Here is a 20,058-nt window from a genome sequence, read left to right as displayed (position 1 = left end):
GTTTAGGGCAATAAATGAGTATTGAAAAAATTGAAATAGAGAATCTAAATGAGAACTATCTTCAAAGCAAGTTATGGTCACTTGTAAAAAGAGCCTCAGGGGAAAGGAGCCCATGGAAAGCGGTCGCAATAAGCAGTGAAAGTTTTAACAAAGTTCTTGTGATGCAAAGAAAGATATTTGGAAATTTTTATCTGGGATATATTGCTCACCCAGAATTCTCAAACAAAAAAATTGAAGAGATTAACCTAGACGAGCTTAGTAATCAACTTAAACAATTTGGCGAGGCTGTAAAGAAATATTTACATAAAAATACTATCTTTTTAAGATTTGACTTAATGTGCTATACCACAAGAAACTTGAAGGAAACTTATATCCCACTAAAGATCAAACTGAAAGGACTTAAAAAATCATTTAACGACATACAACCCTCAAATACAACAATAATAACCTTAAAAGATTCATTAGATATTATTCAGGCCAAAATGAAAAAGAAAACAAGATATAACATTAGGCTTAGTAGTAGAAAAAATATAAAAGTAATCATAGACGAAGAATTTAAATATTTTGACGAATTTTACAAACTTTACCAAGAGACGGCTCGAAGAGATAAATTTGCCATTCATTCAAAAAGTTATATAAAAAATCTAATAAAAGAATTTAGGGAAGAAACAAATTCAAAGATCAAACTAATAATCGCGCTACACAACGAAAAACTCATATCAGGCATAATTGTTGGGCTATACAAAGACAGAGCCACTTATCTATATGGTGCTTCAAGTGGAAAGGATAGACATTTAATGCCCAATTATGCAGTACAGTTTACCGCAATACAAATGCTTAAAAGTCATTCCGTGAAAGAATACGATCTGCTAGGCATTCCCCCTACTGCGGATGAAAAACACCCTATGTTTGGTTTATTCCAATTCAAAACCGGGTTTGGAGGAGAGATTATTCACAGAATTGGATGCTACGACCTTGTTTATAAAAACCTTTTATATAAAATTTACAAAATTCTTGAAATGATGAGATACATGTACTACAAAATCATAAAAAAAAGGATTTAAATCATGTCACTTACTAATTTCTTAAACCTAAACCCTCTATCAAATTCGTTCTTAAAAAGCTCAAAAGAGGCGCTCGCTGGTGAGAATAAAACTATATCATTTTGAACAGAAACTTTTCTAGCATAACAAACACATTCCTCTATCGAAGAGAAGACAGAATAATCAACATCATTATCTTCAAAAAATTTAATGATCTTTAAAGTCGCACTACCCCTTAATAAAATCCAAGTTTTCACCATGTTTAAAATTTCACCAAAAATCAAAAAATTAAGTTCCTTATCAGTACCACCAACAATAAGATTAATAGAAATCTTTTCTCTCTTTAAGCTTTTAACAGATAAAACTGTAGAATCTGGAATTGTTGATGCTGTATCGTTGTAATAGCTAACACCATCAATCTCTCTTATAAACTCCAATCTATGCTCAATTCCATTAAACCTAGCCATAACATTGGATACAAGATTTAAATTTAACTTTAAGTAATTTGCAACAAAAACAGCCACTAACTTATTTATTAAGAGAACGAGCCTTGTTTCACCAAGAGTGATAATCAACTCTTCATTTAAATAAATTTTTCCATTTCTTAAGTAAAGCATATCATTTTCAAAGTTTAATGGCATGGATTCTGAAAATAAAACAACTCCTGCTTTAGTCTTAAACCTGTGAAAGTAATCATAGTAAGCTTTGTCTTGAGATATAAAAATTCCCGAATCCTGTTTTATAAAAATTTTCGCTTTATCCTCTACGTAATCATTGAAAGTTGAATAGTAATTTTGATGATCATGATAAACATTAGTAATAATGCTAATAATGGGATTTAAATTTTCAAGATCATGAAGCTGCCAAGAAGAAAGCTCTAAAACAATAGGTGATATAGCATCAAGATCGTCTAGAAAGCTTAAAGGAGATATGCCAATATTGCCTCCAATTTTAGCTTTTGGATACTTAGTAACTAAAATTTGATGCAAAAGAGACACTAGAGTTGACTTCCCCTTAGTCCCCGTAACGGCGATTATCGGATTCTTGTTAAACATTAAAAACAAACTAATATCTGTCTCAATTCTTTTTGCAAACTTTAAATACCTATTCTTGAAGCTCACCCCAGGGTTCTTAACAACAATATCTGCCTCCCTAAAATCATCTTCACTATGATATCCTAAAACATATCGAATCCTATCTTTAAACTCTTCTAAAGACTTTATGCTTGAAGCTAATTCTAATTTACTCTTCAAATCAGTAATTACTAGACTAGCACCGTGTTTTAACAAGAACCTTGCGACAGACAGACCTCCCCCATGAAGTCCCAAGCCCATAACCAAAAATTTTTTACTCTTTATTTCATCCAAACGCATGATACAGCCAATTATAACAAAACAATTAACCCGTTTTAACAGATTTAATCCACTTGGTGCTATGAAAATAAGGCAGAGAAATACCGAGCTTAATTACATCCTCAAGGGTTGGAATGAAAACAATAATCTCAAATGGAAATTGAGTATAATTTGCTAAAAAGTATGCAATGGGTATTGTGTAAAGCAAAGTGACAGAACCTTCCATAATAGCACCAAAATTTGGTGAGGCACCCGCTCGGAAAAATCCAAATAAATATTGAAACGCAAGTGATGTAAAGAAAGCCGAAATAGCATAGTATCGCAACATAACTCCCGTAAGATTTGCATACTCTAACTCATAAAACACATAAGGTGAAATGAACGACAAACTTAATAATATAAAGGCTGTAAGGATAGCAAGAATAACGCCTATCTTTTCCAAATAAACGGCAACAGCCATTATTTCTCTCTTATCATTGTGCATCTCATGTCCCATTACAATATTGACAGAAAAACAAAACGCATTAATTACATTAAATCCCATAAAATAAGTAGAAAAAGTTATACTGTATGCAGCGTATTTAGCAGTGTCAATTCTTGCAAAAATAGCAATCAAACCGAAATACCCCAAATACCAAATAAACTCATTTAGGAATATTGGAATAAAAAATTTAATTAACTGAGAAAATATTACAGGCTTGATTCTCAAATTCCCAAGTCTGAGATGAAAATGAGAATTTTTGTTAAAGACGGTATACAAAAGGTAAAACACAAGCTCGATGCCACGGACCAACGTAGTTGCAATAGCAGCCCCCATTACCCCCATAGCAAACGTAAAAATAAATAAATAGTTAAATACTACATTTAAAATAACTGAAATGACGGAAGTAATAACCTGAATTTTAGTAATCTTAACAATCTTTAATGAGTTTGCAATAATTCCCTTAACAACTGCAAATACAAAAGAATAAACAGCGATATCGAGATAAGATATTCCATGAGAAATAACTTTAGCATCATCGGACAATAATCCAAGAAAAAAGTAAGGATAAAACAATGAAACAAATATAAACACAAAGGAAAATAATAAAAGAATTAAAATGCTAATAAAAAACGTATTTTTAAAATTTTCAGTATCTCCCTTAGCATATTGTCTTGTCGCCAATATATTGTAAGCACCCATAACAGCAAAGGCAATTGTAATAAAGAGTTCAAAAAATTTATTAGCAAGAGAAACTCCAGCTACAGGATAATCTCCGAGATAAGATACCATAATATTATCTGTAAATGAAATAACGTTGAATAAAAAAAATTCAATAACTGTTGGGATTGCGATCTTTAAAAGATCTCGATAAACCTCACACTTCTTAGTTTTGTCTAACAAATACACAACACCTCCTCAACACAAAAACAGCAAGCTATTAAGACTCACAAATTACAGAAGTATTTAATTAAAACAAAACCACTACAACAACGCGAAAAGAATCCCTTTATTAAATGAAATTAAAATGAATTTAAAATCAGTGTCACTCATACAATAATCCCAATCACTACAATTATAATACACTCTTACAGCCCAAGTCTGTTATTCATATTGAATTTCTCTTATCCAATTACCTTTACCAAACTCTACTAAAATAAGTATGTTCTTAATAACTTCTTCAAGATTTACAATAAAAACTATCAACGGAAACCTAAATTCCGTAAAAAAAACCAAAAAATAAGCAACAGGCAATGTATAAAAAACTATTACTCCAACCTCAATATAAAAACAAACATTGGGTATTCCACTAGTTCTAAAGACACCAACAAGTACCTGAGATGTGAACCCTTTAAAGACAACAATGCTGGCAAAGACAGAAATAAAGACACCAACCAATTCGGGAGAATCTAGATTGCCAAAAACAATGGGAGCAATTCTAGCGATTAAAAGAAGAATCAAGGCTACAAAAAACCCTAAAATAACTCCAATAACCGATAAAAATACTCCAACTGACCTAACATGCTCTTTATCGTCTACCATCAAATGACCAACAACAACACCCGTTGCAACTCCCGTCCCATGCATTAAAACAAAACACAAGTCCAAAATATTAGATGCGACTGCAAAAGATGAATATTCACTACTTCCAAGTCGAGCATAAAAAGCATGTAAAATAGTTACGCTTAAAACCCAACCAATCTCATGTAATAAAACAGGAATGAGTATCCTCAAATTGGCAACCTTTACACTCTTTGGAACAAAAAAATCATCTAACCTGAGGTGATAATAAGACTTTACATTGAAAAGGTTATAAAATAAATAAAAAACAAACTCAATAACTCTGGAAAGCAGGGTGGCATATGCTGCTCCACTTACACCCATACCAAGAACAAAAATGAATATGTAATTGAAAACAATATTAACCAACACAACAATTACAGTTACAACCAAAGGTATTCTTACATCCTTGGAACTCTTGAAACCCATAGCAGACAGAAAAGAATAAGCCATGAAGATGTAGGACAAAGAGACAACTTTTAAATACTCTACTCCAAAATTTAAGGAATCTTTCTCTTGTATGAAGAAGCTAATAATCTCTTTTGAAAATATAAAGGAAATAAAGAAGAACATAATCCCAATAGTTGTACCAATCGTTAATACATAAGCAAATGCCTGTCTTATATGCGCAAACTTGCTCTTAGAAAATGCCTGAGAAGCATAAGCACTAAGAGTAGTCCCAAGCCCAAATACAACAATAAAGAAAAGAAAATTTATTCTGCTTGCAAGAGAAACCCCAGTCACTTGGGAAGATCCTAGGTAAGCAATCATATAATTATCAAAGAATGTTACCAGATGAAACAAAAAAGACTCAAAAGCCGTGGGGATAGCTAATACAAACAGCTCCCTTAGTATAGAATCATAACTATTAAACTTCTTAAGCATATCCTGCCCATTCTACCACTTTTACAAATAAAAAATAATCCAGATTAATAAAATACGTACAAATACCACCATCGATTTACTCAATTAAAACGATGTGTATTATAATTGTGCTTGTATGAGGTTGTTGTGTATCTTTTTATCAACGCTTTTGATTCACTGCTTAAATTTGCAGGCAGTTGGTGTGTCTAATCAGGACTTGTCAATCTTGCTTAACATTGTCCAAGGTATGGAATTAGATCATCAAAAGCAAATTAGGGCAAACCCCATTCAATTCTTAGAAGAAATAAAGACACTCCTTGAAGCAGAAAAAAATGGTCTTTTAATACAAGTGAATAAAAAAATCTCAATTCCTAGGGAATACAAACCAACTGACTTGGTTTATTTAAAAGCCTTTAAAGAATTGAAGGGTATTGGAAAAGAAGACTTGCAATTAAGAAAAATATTAATAGAGGATCTGATTGACTTTGTAAATAAAGCAAGGGAAAATGGACTTACTATTAAAATAGTATCGGCATACAGAACAGAAGAATATCAAAGATTTCTATTTAAGCACAATGTTAAGACATACGGGTTAAAGGTGGCAGAAAGACAATCGGCAATGCCTAATCATTCCCAACATCAATTAGGAACAGCCATAGATTTCATGAAAATAGACGACAATTTACTCGATACGAAATCTGGAAAGTGGATTTATGAAAATTCAGTAAAATACGGTTTTTCTTTATCATACCCAAAGCATTATGAAAAAGAAACTGGATACAAGGCTGAGCCTTGGCATTACATGTACATTGGAAAACCAGCATGCAGTATTCAAGAAAAATACTTTAATAACTTACAACATAAACTTCTTAAATTTTGGAATGAACATAAAATTGAAATTTCAAATTTAATTCAAAAATATACAAATTAAGTGACTATTCTTTGCCAACAGATTTCAAATATGAAAACAATAGCCTATCAAGTAGCGAGATATCCGGCTCATCATAAAAAGATTTATTTAGAAAAAACAAATTAAGTTCTTCCCTCATTAAACTTATAATATCTTTGTGTTCAGCAAAATCGGCCATTTTAAGTTTTAAATAACCGGTCTGCTCAAGTCCAAATAAATTGCCAGGGCCTCTTAATTTAAGGTCTTCCTCTGCTATTTTAAATCCATCTACATTCTCTTTTATAGTCTTAAGTCTAAATTTTCCTGCCTTTGTTAAAGGCTCCTTATAAAGTAAAAACAAAAAAGATTTTAAATTTCCTCTACCAACACGTCCCCTTATTTGATGTAAAGTAGAAAGGCCAAAACGCTCGGCGTGTTCTATTACCATGCAGGTTGCATTTGGACAGTCAATACCTACTTCAATAACACTTGTGGCAACTAAAATGTCTACTTTCTTTGAGTAAAAATCATTCATGATTTCCTCTTTAACACGTGATTCAAGTTTGGAATGAATCATTTCAACAGAATATTTGTCAAAAATACTCTTAAGTTTTAAACACATACTAGTTGCATCTTTTAAATCAAATTTTTCCGACGATGTTATTAATGGATAAACAAAATAAACTTGATGTCCTTTTGCAAGTTCATTCTTTAAAAACTCATAAACCTTCTCTTCATTGCCGTGCTTGGCTAAATAAGTGGTAACAGGTATCCTACCCGAAGGCCCCCTCTTAATTAAAGACACTTCAAGATCTCCAAAGAGAGTTAAAGCTAAACTTCTAGGAATAGGAGTCGCTGACATTAAAAGCACATCTACTTCTTGTCCTTTATTTTTAAGCTCTTCTCTCTGTTCAACACCAAATTTATGTTGTTCATCAACAATAACATAAGCTAATTTTTTAAATGTTGTTCCTTGAGAAAAAATAGCATGAGTCCCTACCACCAAGCTTGCCTTCCCATTTCTGATTTTTTCCAAAACATCTTCCCTTTCTTTTTTTTTAAATCCACCTGTTAAAAGAACTATGGAAACACTAAATTTGCTTAATATATTTGCTAAATTGTTATAATGCTGCCTTGCTAAAAGATCAGTAGGAGCCATAAATGCCACTTGATATCCAGCCTCGATTAAAGGAATACTTGAAAGAAAAGCAACAAGAGTTTTTCCACTTCCAACATCGCCCTGCAGTAACCTACTCATCGGCCTACTACTCCCAAGATCACTAATTATCTCATCAATTGCAAGCTTCTGGTCCCTCGTAAGCTTAAACGGAAGACTTGACACAATCCGATCAAGCAAATTTCTTGACAATTGTTTTCTCTCTCTACTAAAATTTTCCCCCCTTGAAAAAAATTGGAGCAAGAAAACTTCCCTATAAATTAAGGTCTTCCTCGCCTTATCAAGCATTTCTAGAGAACTTGGAAAATGGATCTCATTTAAAGCCTCATGAAGCGACAACAACGAATATTTCTTTATCAAAAATTCAGGAATATCTGAATGTCCAAACTTTACAAAATAAATAATAGCTTCCTTGACATAAGAAGATATTTTTTTAGAAGTAAGACCCTCGCCAAGAGAATAAACCGGCATAATCTTTTTAAATCTTTCAGGATTATAGCTAAAAGGTTCACTATCAAAATTAGAACAACTCCACATTTGACTATAGTCGCTGTAATTAAATTTAGAGTAAATATAAAATTTTTGACCTACTTTAAATACCCCTTCTAAAAATCCTCTATTAAACAGAAGGATTTCAAATATTTCATCATTTTCACTTCGAACAATGAGTTTTAAATTTTTTTTAAAATTACCTCCAAAATTTCTATGCTCTAGAACAGTAAAAATTGTCATAAACTCACAATTTCTAACTTCTAGGGGATCGGGAAAAGTTTGTATATTTTGACGATCTTCATATTTTTTTGGGAAATATTCTATGAGTTCTTTAATATTTGTAACATTAAGGCTATTTAACTTATCAATTCCCTTAGCACCAAGACCAGTTATGCCCTTCAGATCATATTGAAATTCATGCAAAAACATCAAAATTTTCCTAAAAAGGCAAATGAGAAGCTAGAATACTAATAGCAAATATAGCCTGCTCAAAAATAATTATAAATGCCAAAAGGAGCAAAGATGCCGCTACGAGATTAAGAACATAAGACATATGCTTATCTGTAACCATGTTGTTTATCTTAACAGATAAGGGAATTAACAACGAATCGACGCTTTTCATGAAATCAGTGCCATCAAATAGATGTAGAAACAAAAGGATCAATCTTAGAGAAAAGAAAAGAATAAAAGCAAAAAAAACACTCCTAAATATTCCCCAAATCTCAATAATAAACAACATAATAAATGTAGAGAGTTTATAATCACCATAAGACAACATTCTCTCAAATATTGTAAGAGTAATCAAAGCCGCGATTGGTGAGAAATCATACATACCAAACCTGAAGAACTTAATTCTCCTAAACATAGACAAAAACGGCTCTGTCGCATTGTATACAAATCTAAAAAATGCATTGGTGTTAATTCCTGAGGATACAAGCCAACTAAGAATAATTCTAATTAAAATTAAAATCCTATAAATATTTAAAAAGATAGTCAAAGTTTCTACTATCAAAATCAATCCTCCTAATCAAACCAAACATCCTCTACTATCTCATGCTGCCTCAGCTCATTAATCATAACTTCATTCGGCTTAAAATTTAAAATTGAACTTAATTTTAGCTTCAAATTTCTATCATTACTGCCTAAATAAAGATAAACCTGTGCAGATCCTGTATCATCTTCAAACTTAAAGATTCTATCCTTTAAAGAGTAAAGGAGATCAGAATTACCTAATCTTTCATTAACAAATTTAATATGAAGGTTATTAATCTTATTAACAGACAGTTCTTCAATGCTCAATGCCTTTTCAACAACTATTGAAAATTTATCCCTACTCAGAGTAAGCTTCCCTACAACCCCAATTACATTACCTTCAATAAGTAAATGCTTGTATCTCTCGTAATTTTCGGTAAAAATCACAATTTCGATTGTACCTTTAAAATCTTCAACAGCCCCGAAAGCCATCCTAGAATTACTTTTCTTAGTATGTATAGTCTTTATTGAATTTAAAGCACCGGCAAATTGCACAATGCTATTCTTTTTAATAGCAAGCTCTTCTGGCACATTTAAGGTTGTAAAGCTTTCTATTGCGGCCCTATACGGATCAAGAGGATGCCCAGATACATAAAAACCTAAAAGCTCCTTCTCAAATCTTAAAAGATCGGAATAAGAATACTCCTCAAGCAAGTCATAATTAAAACCCTCCTGCACAGCTTTATGAACCCCAAGAGATCCAAATAAACTATTCTGGCCAAGTTTCTCATCATTCTTATCCTTAGATACAACCTCCAACAATCTATCAAGATTTTCAACAAGTGTTCTTCTGTTTTGGCCAAGACTGTCAAAAAGTCCAGACTTTATTCCAGACTCAAGAAATTTTCTATTTATAACCCTATCATCTACCCTTCTAATAAAATCTTCAAAGGATTGATACTTCCCATTCTCCTCTCTCTCAGCAATAACAAAGTCAACCATAGCCCCCCCAATATTCTTAATCCCATTAAGACCATAAGATATATTTGACTCCATTACACGAAACTCCTTAAAAGACTGATTCACATCAGGTTTTAAAACATTAATCCCAATAGATTTCGCTTCTTCAATATAGTAAGAAAGTTTCTCACTATTATTAATCTCATTTGTTAAGTTGGCTGCCATAAAATTTTCAGGATAATTAGCCTTAAGATATGCCGTCTGATAGGCTATTAAAGAATACGCCGCTGCATGCGATTTATTAAAACCATAGCCTGCAAAGGGTTTTAAAAGTTCAAATATATCACTTGCAATCCCCTCATCATAACCTTTAAGAAGTGCCCCCTTTAAAAAGTCGATCTTCATCTTGTTCATTTCATCTTCTTTCTTCTTTCCCATTGCACGTCTTAAGATATCTGCTTTTCCAAGAGAAAAACCCCCAATAATTCTTGCAACTTCCATTACCTGTTCCTGATAGACAATAACCCCATACGTTGGTTGCAGCACTTCCTTTAAATCTGGATGAGGATATTTAATCTTCCTAGTTCCTGTCTTAGCCGCAATAAATTGAGGAATAAACTGCATAGGCCCCGGTCGATAAAGTGCATTTAAAGCAATTAAATCTTCAATGCTATCAGGCTTAGCCTCCCTTAAAACCTGCTGCATACCCTCCGACTCAAATTGAAAAACAGAAGTACTACGTCCCTCAGACAGCATCTTAAAGGTCTTAGCATCACTCTCAGAAATATCCTCTATTTTAAAATCAGGATTAACGATTTTAATCAGATTTTCCGCATTCTTTATCAAAGTCAATGTCTTAAGACCAAGAAAGTCCATCTTCACAAGCCCACAATCTTCCAACAAATCCATTGTATACTGTGTCGAAACAGTATTTTGCTTGTAGTCCTTGTAAAGCGGAACATACTCCGTTAAAGGAGCTCTAGAAATCACAATACCTGCCGCATGAGTTGAAACATGCCTATTCATCCCCTCAAGCACAAGAGCTGCATCCATCATTTCCTTATACAAAGGTCCCTTGTTAAAATATTCTCTCAAACTCTTGTCTGCTAAGACTGCTTTTAAAGAAACCTTTGGACCATCAGGGATGAGCTTGGTGAGCTCATTGGACTCAGCAAAAGGTATATCTAGTACTCTCCCAACATCTTTAAATACGGCTTTAGGCTTTAAAGTTCCAAACGTAATTATCTGAGCAACTCTATCCTCTCCGTATTTGCTTGTAACATATTCTATGACTTCATCCCTACGCTCAAAACAAAAATCGATATCAAAATCAGGCATAGATACACGCTCAGGATTTAAGAATCTTTCAAAAAGAAGATTGTATTTTAAAGGATCAATGTCTGTAATTCTCAGAGCATACGCGACAATTGAACCTGCCCCAGACCCACGCCCAGGACCAACGGGAATACCATTATCATGCGCAAATTTAATAAAATCCCAAACGATTAAAAAATAAGTCTCAAACCCCATCTTAATTATTGTTGATAGTTCATATAAAGCACGCTCCTTGATATCCTTAGTTAGACTCCCATACCTAACTCCCAATCCTTCAATTGTTAGGTGTTCCAAATATTGACCCAGTGTAGCAAACTCACCAGGAATTCTGTACTCAGGAAAAATAGGGCCTGGAAACGTTATTTCGAAATTATTACACTTTTCTGCAATTCGCACGGTATTTTCCAAAGCTTCCGGCAAATCTTTAAAAAGTTCACACATCTCTTCCTGAGACTTAAGATAAAATTCATTGGTCTCCATCTTAAGTCTATTAGGATCGCTTCTCTTAGCTCCTGTTCCAATGCAGACAATAATATCCTGAGCCGTTGCTTCTTCCTTATTAACATAATGAGAATCATTAGAAACAGTTAATGCAACATTAAGTTCCCTAGAAAAAGCAATTAACTTCTCATTAACAATATCTTGCTGTCTAATCCCATGCCGCTGTAGTTCTAGATAAAAATCATCCCCAAAAACACTTTTAAACCAAAGAATTTCATTCTTTGCATCTTCAAGCCTATTTGCCATAATCAGTTGTGGAATAATTCCACCAATACATGCAGACGTACAGATGAGGCCCTCAGAGTACTTTTCAATATCACTCTTATCTATCCTAGGACGATAATAAAATCCTTCCAGATAAGAAATACTTGTAAGTTTCAATAAATTCCTATAGCCCATTTCATTTTTAGCAAGAAGAATTAAATGGTAAGAGGGCTTTCCTAAATCATCATTCTTCTTTATATGCTTTGACATACTTGACATATACGCCTCAATGCCAACTATGGGCTTTATCCCCACCCTTTTTGCTTCTCTGTAAAACTTAACAGCACCAAAAAGATTACCATGATCCGTTAGTGCAATATGAGACATATTATGCTCTCTTGCCTTCGCGACAATACCCGCGATATGAGCCGCACCGTCTAAAAGAGAATAATCCGAATGAACATGCAAATGAACAAATTTAACTCTCAAATTCATACTCAACTTATTTCACCAAAATAAAATCTGATCTTTAATAATAGATTATACTCTAACCTAGCCTAACATCAACTAAATCGCCCAACGTATTTGCACAGAATTACCAGGAAAGGTAATCCTACGCAAAAACATTAATATTTTTGTTATCTAATTCAAACACCCTGTTTTTAACATATTCAAGCTTTCTAATAATCTCCTCTGAGATGCCTTCCGCTTGAGCCAAAAAATCTCCTGCTCTCCTTAAATCAGAATCGTCAAAACCATCCTCTGTAAATATTTTCAATATGTTAACGGCAAATTTATGCATGTCCAAATAGTAAGAATAAATATCTTCCCAAATTGCCTTAATATCGGCCTGCTTTGGGGAAAGACCTTTATAAAATAACCCAAACCCATGCTTCACAGGTTCCGTTTGAATAGCCATACACCTCTGATTTTCTACAACCAACCTTAAAACATTAATCCAAGACACCTGTTCTGAAATGATAAACTCCAGTTCCTTTAAAAATTCATCATTAGAATACATGAAGGTATCGGAACAGGACAAAGAATCACAACTTCTTGTTAGGCAATAAACGTTAGCTTCAACACTCCCAAGGTTATCAATTAAAGTTAAAAATTCATCCTTACACCCAACAAAATGCTTAAACAAATCATTAAGAGAATCAAGTTTCTCAAGAAAATCTGAGAAAAACTTATCCACATCCGACCGCAAATCTCTGACATTCTCAGAAACTAAATCCCTAGAAACTTCCTCAATTTCCTTAACAGAAATCATGTTCATAACACTCTTTGCCTGATTCGAGAGACGCTTAATCTCATCCGCAACAACAGAAAAACCCTTCCCATACTCCCTTGCCCTGGCTGCCTCAAGCTTAGCATTAAGAGAAATCATATTGGTTGCACCCAAGAAGCTATTTATCGTCTCCAAACTCCCCTGAACACTCACAATAACAGCAGTAATCTTTTTCAATTTCTCCTCGTTGATACTCTCGATATCACTAAAAATAAGACTTGCCTGATAACGCCCTTCATTGGTCATCTTAATAACTGTCTCAAACATTCGCTCAAGATTATCAAAATTAGCAAAGATATTTTTATATAAAAACCCAATACCAAGCACCGCATTACTAACAGAAGCCTTGGTATGATAAAATCCCTTTACTAATTCCTTAACCGGAGCCTTGTACTCATATACCCGCAAATCTTTCTTCCTGTCCGCAGAATTTTCCAAAGACTCAGACTCTTTATTTAAATCAGCCCTCTTACCTAAATCAGTTTTTTTTCTATTAAAAAATGAAAATTTTTGCATAAAAGGAATTTTACCACAAAAACAATTTTTTCCTAAAAACGCTGGCATAACTTGACTCTATGCCTTTCCAAACTAAAATAGCCCCCCACAAGCCATAAAATACCACAACCAACCGATGAAACCAAATTTCCTTCAAAATGTACGCCCAACAAAAATTCACTCTCATCAAGGGTTCAATGTCTCAATTATTCTTAACTAGGGAATACTTACCCTTTATTTTATTAAACTCAAATAAAATGTCTTCATAAGAAAAAAACCGCATAAAAACCTCAATGAATTCCTCCAACTTTGCTTTCACTTCTGGTAAATAAAAATCATTATCAAACCTAAAAATATCATCTGATTCTAACGCAATTAATTCTTCATTCTGCTTAAGAATAACCCTCTTTGGTTGCCAAAAAAGAACGTTAACTTTGTTTCCCTGAAGAAAAAATCTCTCAAGCTCATAATCAAGATCGCTCTGATCCGTCTTTGCTTCAATAACACCAACAATAACACATCTCTCATAATCTAATCTCTTAATAAGAACTGCATCCGTTTGCACTATTTTCCCCACAATGTCAAGAGGGAATTGCTCTTCAATTTCATATTTCTTGTTAAACGGAAGATTTGCTATCTTTCTGAAAAGATTAAGAAGTATATATTTAGTACTCATATCTTTATTACTCTGCCTCAAACAGGGTATTTTCATCCTATATTTAAGCTCATCAAAAAAGTATTTAACCAACCTTTTCATTGCAATCGTCTTCTTAATATCTTCCTCTTTCACGCTACCCCCCTAATAAACATTTCCTGACAACATACCCTACAGATTATATTAAATCTCTGTAATATATTAAAGAAATAAGTAAAACTCACACTCTACCCTAGACTAGATTTAATGGTCTTAAAGTTAATCATTGAAGACAGGCTTTAACTAGTCCTAGAAAGAGTTTTGACGGATTCTCCAACCTTGTAATAAGTTCAGGATGAAACTGGCAGGCTACAAAAAATTTATGCTTTTGTATTTCTACCATTTTTACTATTTTAAAATCCTCAGAAAACCCAGAAACAACAAGACCATTTTTCTTAAACAAATCAAGATAGTTATTATTTACCTCATATCTATGTCTAAACCTTTCAATAATCTTCTCTTTTTCATAAAGTTTGAAAGCTATTGTATCCTTTTCCAAAACCACAGGATAACCTCCAAGTCGCATCGTAGCTCCCTTATCTTTTAACTCCTTTTGTTCAGGCAATAAGTGAATAACAGAATTACCTGTAAAATTACCCCCAAAATTTTCTTCAGTATCCGCATCAAGTATTCCACAAACATTTCGTGCAAATTCAATTACTGCAAGCTGCATGCCAAGGCAAATACCAAGAAAGGGGAGATTATGCTCTCTTGCATACTTAATTGCAAGAATTTTACCCTCATATCCTCTACCCCCAAAACCACCGGGAACCACAAGGCCATCTACATTTCTTAAAACTTCCTCATCAAAATTAGTACTGTCAATTATGGTTGTCTTAATTAAAACATCTAAATTAGCAGACACATGAACCAAAGACTCAAATATTGATGCATAAGAGTCTCCTAGTTCGGCATATTTACCACAAATGGCTATATTTATTATCTTCCTAGGAGATACAAGATTCCCCTTTATTACACTCACCAATCTATTAAGCTCTTCTATCTTGGGTCTAATATTGATTTTAAACTTAGATCCCAAAATCTCATGTAATCCCTGTTTGTAAAAAGAGATAGGAATTTCATAAACAGTTGCAACATCCGTATTGTCAATAATGAAGGTAGTATCGACATTACAAAACATAGCTATTTTCTGTCTTATTTGATTTGTCAAAAGCTGAGAACTTCTTGCAATAATTAAGTCTGGAAAAATTCCAGCTTTGTTCAGTGTCTTTACACTCTGCTGAGTGGGCTTAGATTTTTGCTCATTAATCCCTGCAGGACTCGGCACATAAGTTAAATGTACGAAAGCAATGCTACTACTTCCAAGTTCATATCTTATTTGCCTCATAGCCTCAATAAACAAAATATTTTCCATATCCCCTACAGTCCCACCTATTTCAATCACCAAAAGTTCACTGCCTTCCTCTTTAGCAATTTTAAAAATTGTTGCCTTTATCTCATCAGTAACATGGGGTATAAGTTGTACAGTTCGTCCCAAATATTTGCCTTGTCTCTCATTATCAATAATATTTTTATATATTTTACCCATGGTAATATTCCAATTAGACTTAGCATTTAAATTCAAAAATCTCTCGTAATGCCCAAAATCCATGTCAACCTCTCCACCATCATCAAGAACAAAAACTTCTCCATGTTCAACAGGATTGATAGTACCAGGGTCTGTATTTAAATACCCATCGCATTTAATTGGCGTTATCTTTAAGTCATCCCTAAATAATCTTGCAATACTTGCCGATGTCACTCCCTTCCCTATACCAGATATTACACCTCCTGTCACCACTAAAATCTTTAGATTATTTTTCATTAACACTCCCCCAAAAATTACAACACTCAATTTTTATAAAGTCTTCAGCACTCTATATTTTTGAATATATATAATTATCAAAGATTATATACACTCAAAAATTAAACTCTTTATTTTTTAATAAAAATAAAAACGTTCTCGCTTTTTCAAGTGTAGCAAACCCATCTTAAATATTACTTAAAGAGAGGGCACTTAAGTCTAAGCTAAACGAGCATGCTATCATATAAATGCTTTAAGCATCTAGTATAACAAGGCTAGCGTTGCTACTAGCATAAAGAATAGTAATGAGAAAAAAGAGGTTAAGCCTAATAAAATTACCGAAACGGTCTTGCTGTTTGGATTCCCCAAGTTTCTGAGAACAAAATATGCGAAGGGATACAACAAAACTGAAAAAAGAACGGAACTAGTATTAAATAAAAACAAGTAAGGTCCCTTATTTGAAACACTAAAATCATACGTAATTTTAAATAAATTATTATCCGTAAAAAATATAACAAAACTGAAAAAGGCTTCCAATAATATGTGGAATAGAACACCTATAACCATAGCCCTTAAAAGAGGATAACTTCTAAACAAAAGCCTAGATATTAGAAATATAGGAAAAGCCTTTAGATAATGGAAATAAGTTATGCCTAAAAATCTAAAAATAAGACCTAAAGAAAAAAAATCCGTCCTGTTTTCTTTTAAAAAAATACTATCTAATAGCACAGCAAAATTTATACTCAAATAATAGCAAAGAATTAAAAACAACGGCAGTACAAATAAAAACTTAAACAAAACAAAAAAATACCTCTCTAGAGTTGATACGGGCAGAGATAAATAGAGCACATTTGTAAGCGGATCATGAATTAACTTATAATGATTCAACATCATATGTATTGACACAAAATAGGACGAGACAAAAAGTAAAGACATAATTCCATCAACAGGAAGATCAATTAAACTAAAACTATAACAAACCCTTGAAAAGAGATGAATCAAATTGAGGACACCAAAGACTGACATAAAAAAATAAAGATATGATCTTTTGTTATAAATAAAATCCATATTGAAAAGCCTAGAGAACCTTTTCAAGTTAAACATTTACTAAATTCCTTACCTTACCACTAGTCACATATAAAAAGAAAAATTCAAGGTCAATAGCCTTATCACAAATCCCATCTTCAAAATAAAGTGCCTTAAACCCATCCCTTATTTCCTCATAATAAAGCTCTTCTCCTCTCAACTTATCTACAATTTTAACTTTATAGTTCTCGTTAATATGAGAAATTGAGTTTGAAAAAAGAACATTTTTGTTATCAATAACAGTCAAATGGTCTACTATATCTACTAAATCTCTAACATTATGTCCTGTAATAAAAACCATTTTATTTTCTAAACTACTTATAACACTTCTGAAAACATTCTTGGAAGCAATGTCAAGGCCATTTGTAGGCTCATCAAATATTAAAACAGGCACATCCGTGGCTACGGCTATAGCAATAATGCCCTTTTTTTTCTGTCCATATGAAGAAGATGAAAACTCAAGATTAATATCCAAATCAAACTTCAATAAGCATTCTCTAAAATTCTCTTCATTAAACTTTGGATAAAGTTTACACAAAGAATTACAATACTCGATCAAAGAGATATTTGGTAGCTTAAATTCTTCAGGAATAAAAAACAAACTTTCCAAAGTTATGGGATTCCTTGGAAAAACATTTAAAGAATTAAAAAGAATCTTTCCTTCAGTCGGTTTTAAAAGCCCACTAATAAGCTTTAATAAAGTAGTCTTACCTACCCCATTTTTACCCAAAATCAGGTAAGTCTGGGGCTTTGAAAAAACTAAATTTAAATTTGAGTAAACTTCGTGCCTGCCATAAAAAAAGCACACATCCAAGCATTCTATGCTCACCTAACCCCCAATGCTTAAATCACAACAACAAATCCACATTAACTAAAAAAGGCATTAATTCTTTAAAAAAACCCTATAAATAAATATAGCAAAATTAACATAGAACACTGAACTGGCATCCCACACTTTCAACATAACTCGCGGTAAGATTTGAATCTCGTTTAATCCTGAAGAATTCTTAAGACTAGAGTAACACTCCCTGAACTCTTCATGACCTTTAATTTCATTAAGAACAGAGATAAGTTTTGACTTATAAGCCTTATACACGGGACGATCTTTAATATTCCAGACTACGATATAAATCTGTTTAAAAGAAATAAAATAATAAAGTTGTAAATAAAACTTTTTATAAAGCTGTAAATACTTCTCAAAAATTTTCTCATTTTTTAGCAAAGCTTCTATCGCCTCAAGAGTACCACCAGCCCTACTTATTACACTAATTGAAGAACTGGCACTACCCATCCGCTGAAAATTAGTGTAGAAATAATTATTAACAAAAGAAACCTTGACCGATTTTAAAAAAACGTGAACCAGGAAAACTATATCTTCTAATACAACATCATGTAGTTTAATACCATGATCTGAAATCAAATCCCTTCTAATGAGCTTATCCCACAATGTACCCACAACAAAATTTCTTCTAGAAAAACTAGCAAAAACAGTAGATAATAAATTTTCAAAAGCTTCTTTCCCAGTTATTGGATAATTAGGAAAAGGAAGCAAAGATTTCCTTTTAATACCTCTTGCAAGAAAATAAATGTAGAACTGAGAACAAACAACATCTGAGTTATCCGCTTTGGCCCTATTGTATAACACCTCAAGCATGGTACTTTCGACCGAATCATCACTATCCCAATAAACTATATATTCTCCCTGGGCCTTCTCAAATCCATTATTCCTAGAGACAGCTATTCCCATATTCTTCTGATTAACAATTTTTATGAAGTCATACCTGTCTGCATACTTTTGAGCTATTTGTAAACTATTATCGTAAGAACCATCATTAACCAATATAATTTCTTTATCTCTTAACGTTTGATTAACGGCATCTTTGATTATCAATTCAAGAGTCTTCTCTGAATTAAAAAAGCAAATAATCACAGATACCTTGTACTTATGCATAACATCCTCCAAATAAACACTACCCTACAAAAGCCCGTATAGAATAACCTACCACCACCAACGACACTTCATACCATAATGCCCAAGCAAATATTGTACAGTATGGTCAATGAATCTACATTATTTTAACCCTATTTTCAAATAAACTCAAAATATAATATATAATACAGGGTGAAATAGAGGGCAAATTCCTATCAGCAACAAGGAGTTTAAATGCTTAAAATAATTAGCCTTGGTGGCGGAGTAATTAATCCCAATAAAATTAATACAGAATACATTAGGGATTTTAGAAATCTTATTTTTAAATGGATAAGAGAAGATGATAGAAGAAAAATAATATTGATCACAGGTGGTGGCAAAACAGCAAGAGAGTACCAAAAATCTTACAAACAACTAAACCCCACATTTGAAAACAGCGACCTTGATGGGATTGGAATAATGGCAACCAAATTAAATGCCGATTTTATTTGCAAATCAATGAGGCCGTTCTGCCTTGATCCAGTTGTAAGCGATCCATCCAAAGATTTTAGTTTTAGAGGGAATATACTAGTTGCATCGGGATGGAAACCGGGATTTTCAACAGACTACGTTACTGTAAAATTTGCTGAAAAATTCAGATCTAATGAAATAATTAACCTAACAAACGTAAATCAAGTTTATGATAAAGACCCAAAAAAATTTGACGATGCAAGGGGATTGAATAATATTACTTGGGACAAGCTACAAGATATTGTTGGAAAAAACTGGGCACCTGGATCCAATTTACCATTCGATCCAATAGCTACCAGATTAGCTTTAAAACTTAACCTTAAAGCTTATGTTCTAAATGGACTTGATATTAAAAATTTAGAAAAAGTTTTTAATAAAAACAATGACTTTTTAGGAACTATTATAGTAAAATAGAGTG

15 protein-coding genes are annotated in these 20,058 nt (G+C 32.9%); 3 read left to right on the top strand and 12 right to left on the bottom strand.

Annotated elements, in window-relative coordinates:
* Positions 1 to 14: 14 nt before the first annotated feature.
* Positions 15 to 1,064, top strand: a complete 1,050-nt coding sequence (locus QYZ68_RS03015) for a lipid II:glycine glycyltransferase FemX (protein ID WP_301384096.1) — start codon at positions 15 to 17, stop codon at positions 1,062 to 1,064.
* On the opposite strand, the gene murD is transcribed toward QYZ68_RS03015, so the two are convergent.
* The 3 genes from murD to QYZ68_RS03000 form a co-directional block, all read right to left on the bottom strand.
* A complete protein-coding gene (murD, locus tag QYZ68_RS03010) occupies positions 1,061 to 2,416 on the bottom strand; it encodes a UDP-N-acetylmuramoyl-L-alanine--D-glutamate ligase (RefSeq protein WP_301384094.1) in 1,356 nt (451 codons plus the stop codon). The genes QYZ68_RS03015 and murD overlap by 4 nt on opposite strands.
* A gap of 25 nt (positions 2,417 to 2,441) precedes the next feature.
* Positions 2,442 to 3,785: an MATE family efflux transporter gene (locus QYZ68_RS03005; protein WP_301384093.1), complete on the bottom strand. Its 1,344-nt coding sequence runs from the start codon at positions 3,783 to 3,785 to the stop codon at positions 2,442 to 2,444.
* A gap of 195 nt (positions 3,786 to 3,980) precedes the next feature.
* Positions 3,981 to 5,321, bottom strand: a complete 1,341-nt coding sequence (locus QYZ68_RS03000; protein ID WP_301384091.1) for an MATE family efflux transporter — start codon at positions 5,319 to 5,321, stop codon at positions 3,981 to 3,983.
* A gap of 115 nt (positions 5,322 to 5,436) precedes the next feature.
* Here QYZ68_RS03000 and QYZ68_RS02995 point away from each other — a divergent pair, with 115 nt between their 5' ends.
* Positions 5,437 to 6,231, top strand: coding sequence for a M15 family metallopeptidase (locus QYZ68_RS02995; protein WP_301384090.1), 795 nt, complete (start codon positions 5,437 to 5,439; stop codon positions 6,229 to 6,231).
* Positions 6,232 to 6,235: 4 nt separating this feature from the next.
* Here the strand turns inward: QYZ68_RS02995 and recG are convergent, their stop codons facing one another.
* The 9 genes from recG to QYZ68_RS02950 form a co-directional block, all read right to left on the bottom strand.
* Positions 6,236 to 8,287, bottom strand: coding sequence for an ATP-dependent DNA helicase RecG (gene recG / locus QYZ68_RS02990; protein WP_301384089.1), 2,052 nt, complete (start codon positions 8,285 to 8,287; stop codon positions 6,236 to 6,238).
* A 10-nt stretch (positions 8,288 to 8,297) separates the two neighbouring features.
* Complete coding sequence (locus tag QYZ68_RS02985; protein WP_301384088.1) at positions 8,298 to 8,876, bottom strand: YggT family protein; 579 nt, start codon at positions 8,874 to 8,876, stop codon at positions 8,298 to 8,300.
* Between the two features lie 5 nt (positions 8,877 to 8,881).
* Positions 8,882 to 12,325 (bottom strand): DNA polymerase III subunit alpha, encoded by a 3,444-nt coding sequence (gene dnaE / locus QYZ68_RS02980; protein ID WP_301384086.1) that lies wholly within the window; start codon positions 12,323 to 12,325, stop codon positions 8,882 to 8,884.
* Positions 12,326 to 12,443: 118 nt separating this feature from the next.
* Positions 12,444 to 13,637: a methyl-accepting chemotaxis protein gene (locus QYZ68_RS02975; RefSeq protein WP_367317278.1), complete on the bottom strand. Its 1,194-nt coding sequence runs from the start codon at positions 13,635 to 13,637 to the stop codon at positions 12,444 to 12,446.
* A 181-nt stretch (positions 13,638 to 13,818) separates the two neighbouring features.
* The gene (locus QYZ68_RS02970) at positions 13,819 to 14,406 is read right to left on the bottom strand and encodes a hypothetical protein (RefSeq protein WP_301384083.1); all 588 of its coding nucleotides are present in this window, start codon (positions 14,404 to 14,406) and stop codon (positions 13,819 to 13,821) included.
* 127 nt (positions 14,407 to 14,533) lie between these two features.
* Positions 14,534 to 16,135, bottom strand: coding sequence for a glutamine hydrolyzing CTP synthase (gene pyrG, locus QYZ68_RS02965; RefSeq protein ID WP_301384081.1), 1,602 nt, complete (start codon positions 16,133 to 16,135; stop codon positions 14,534 to 14,536).
* Positions 16,136 to 16,375: 240 nt separating this feature from the next.
* Positions 16,376 to 17,218 (bottom strand): ABC transporter permease, encoded by an 843-nt coding sequence (locus QYZ68_RS02960; protein WP_301384080.1) that lies wholly within the window; start codon positions 17,216 to 17,218, stop codon positions 16,376 to 16,378.
* Entirely contained in the window at positions 17,211 to 18,008 is a 798-nt protein-coding gene (locus QYZ68_RS02955; protein WP_476390639.1) for an ATP-binding cassette domain-containing protein, read from the bottom strand. Before QYZ68_RS02955 ends, QYZ68_RS02960 begins: the two co-directional genes overlap by 8 nt.
* 75 nt (positions 18,009 to 18,083) lie before the next feature.
* Positions 18,084 to 19,163, bottom strand: coding sequence for a glycosyltransferase family 2 protein (locus tag QYZ68_RS02950; protein WP_301384078.1), 1,080 nt, complete (start codon positions 19,161 to 19,163; stop codon positions 18,084 to 18,086).
* A gap of 201 nt (positions 19,164 to 19,364) precedes the next feature.
* Between QYZ68_RS02950 and pyrH the strand changes: the two genes are divergently transcribed.
* Positions 19,365 to 20,054, top strand: coding sequence for a UMP kinase (gene pyrH / locus QYZ68_RS02945; protein WP_301384077.1), 690 nt, complete (start codon positions 19,365 to 19,367; stop codon positions 20,052 to 20,054).
* Positions 20,055 to 20,058: the final 4 nt, after the last annotated feature.

Source organism: Borrelia sp. P9F1 (genome assembly GCF_030436115.1).
Taxonomy (GTDB): domain Bacteria; phylum Spirochaetota; class Spirochaetia; order Borreliales; family Borreliaceae; genus Borrelia.
The sequence above is the reverse complement of the archived record's forward strand: the minus strand, read 5'-3'. Positions and strand labels throughout refer to the sequence as shown.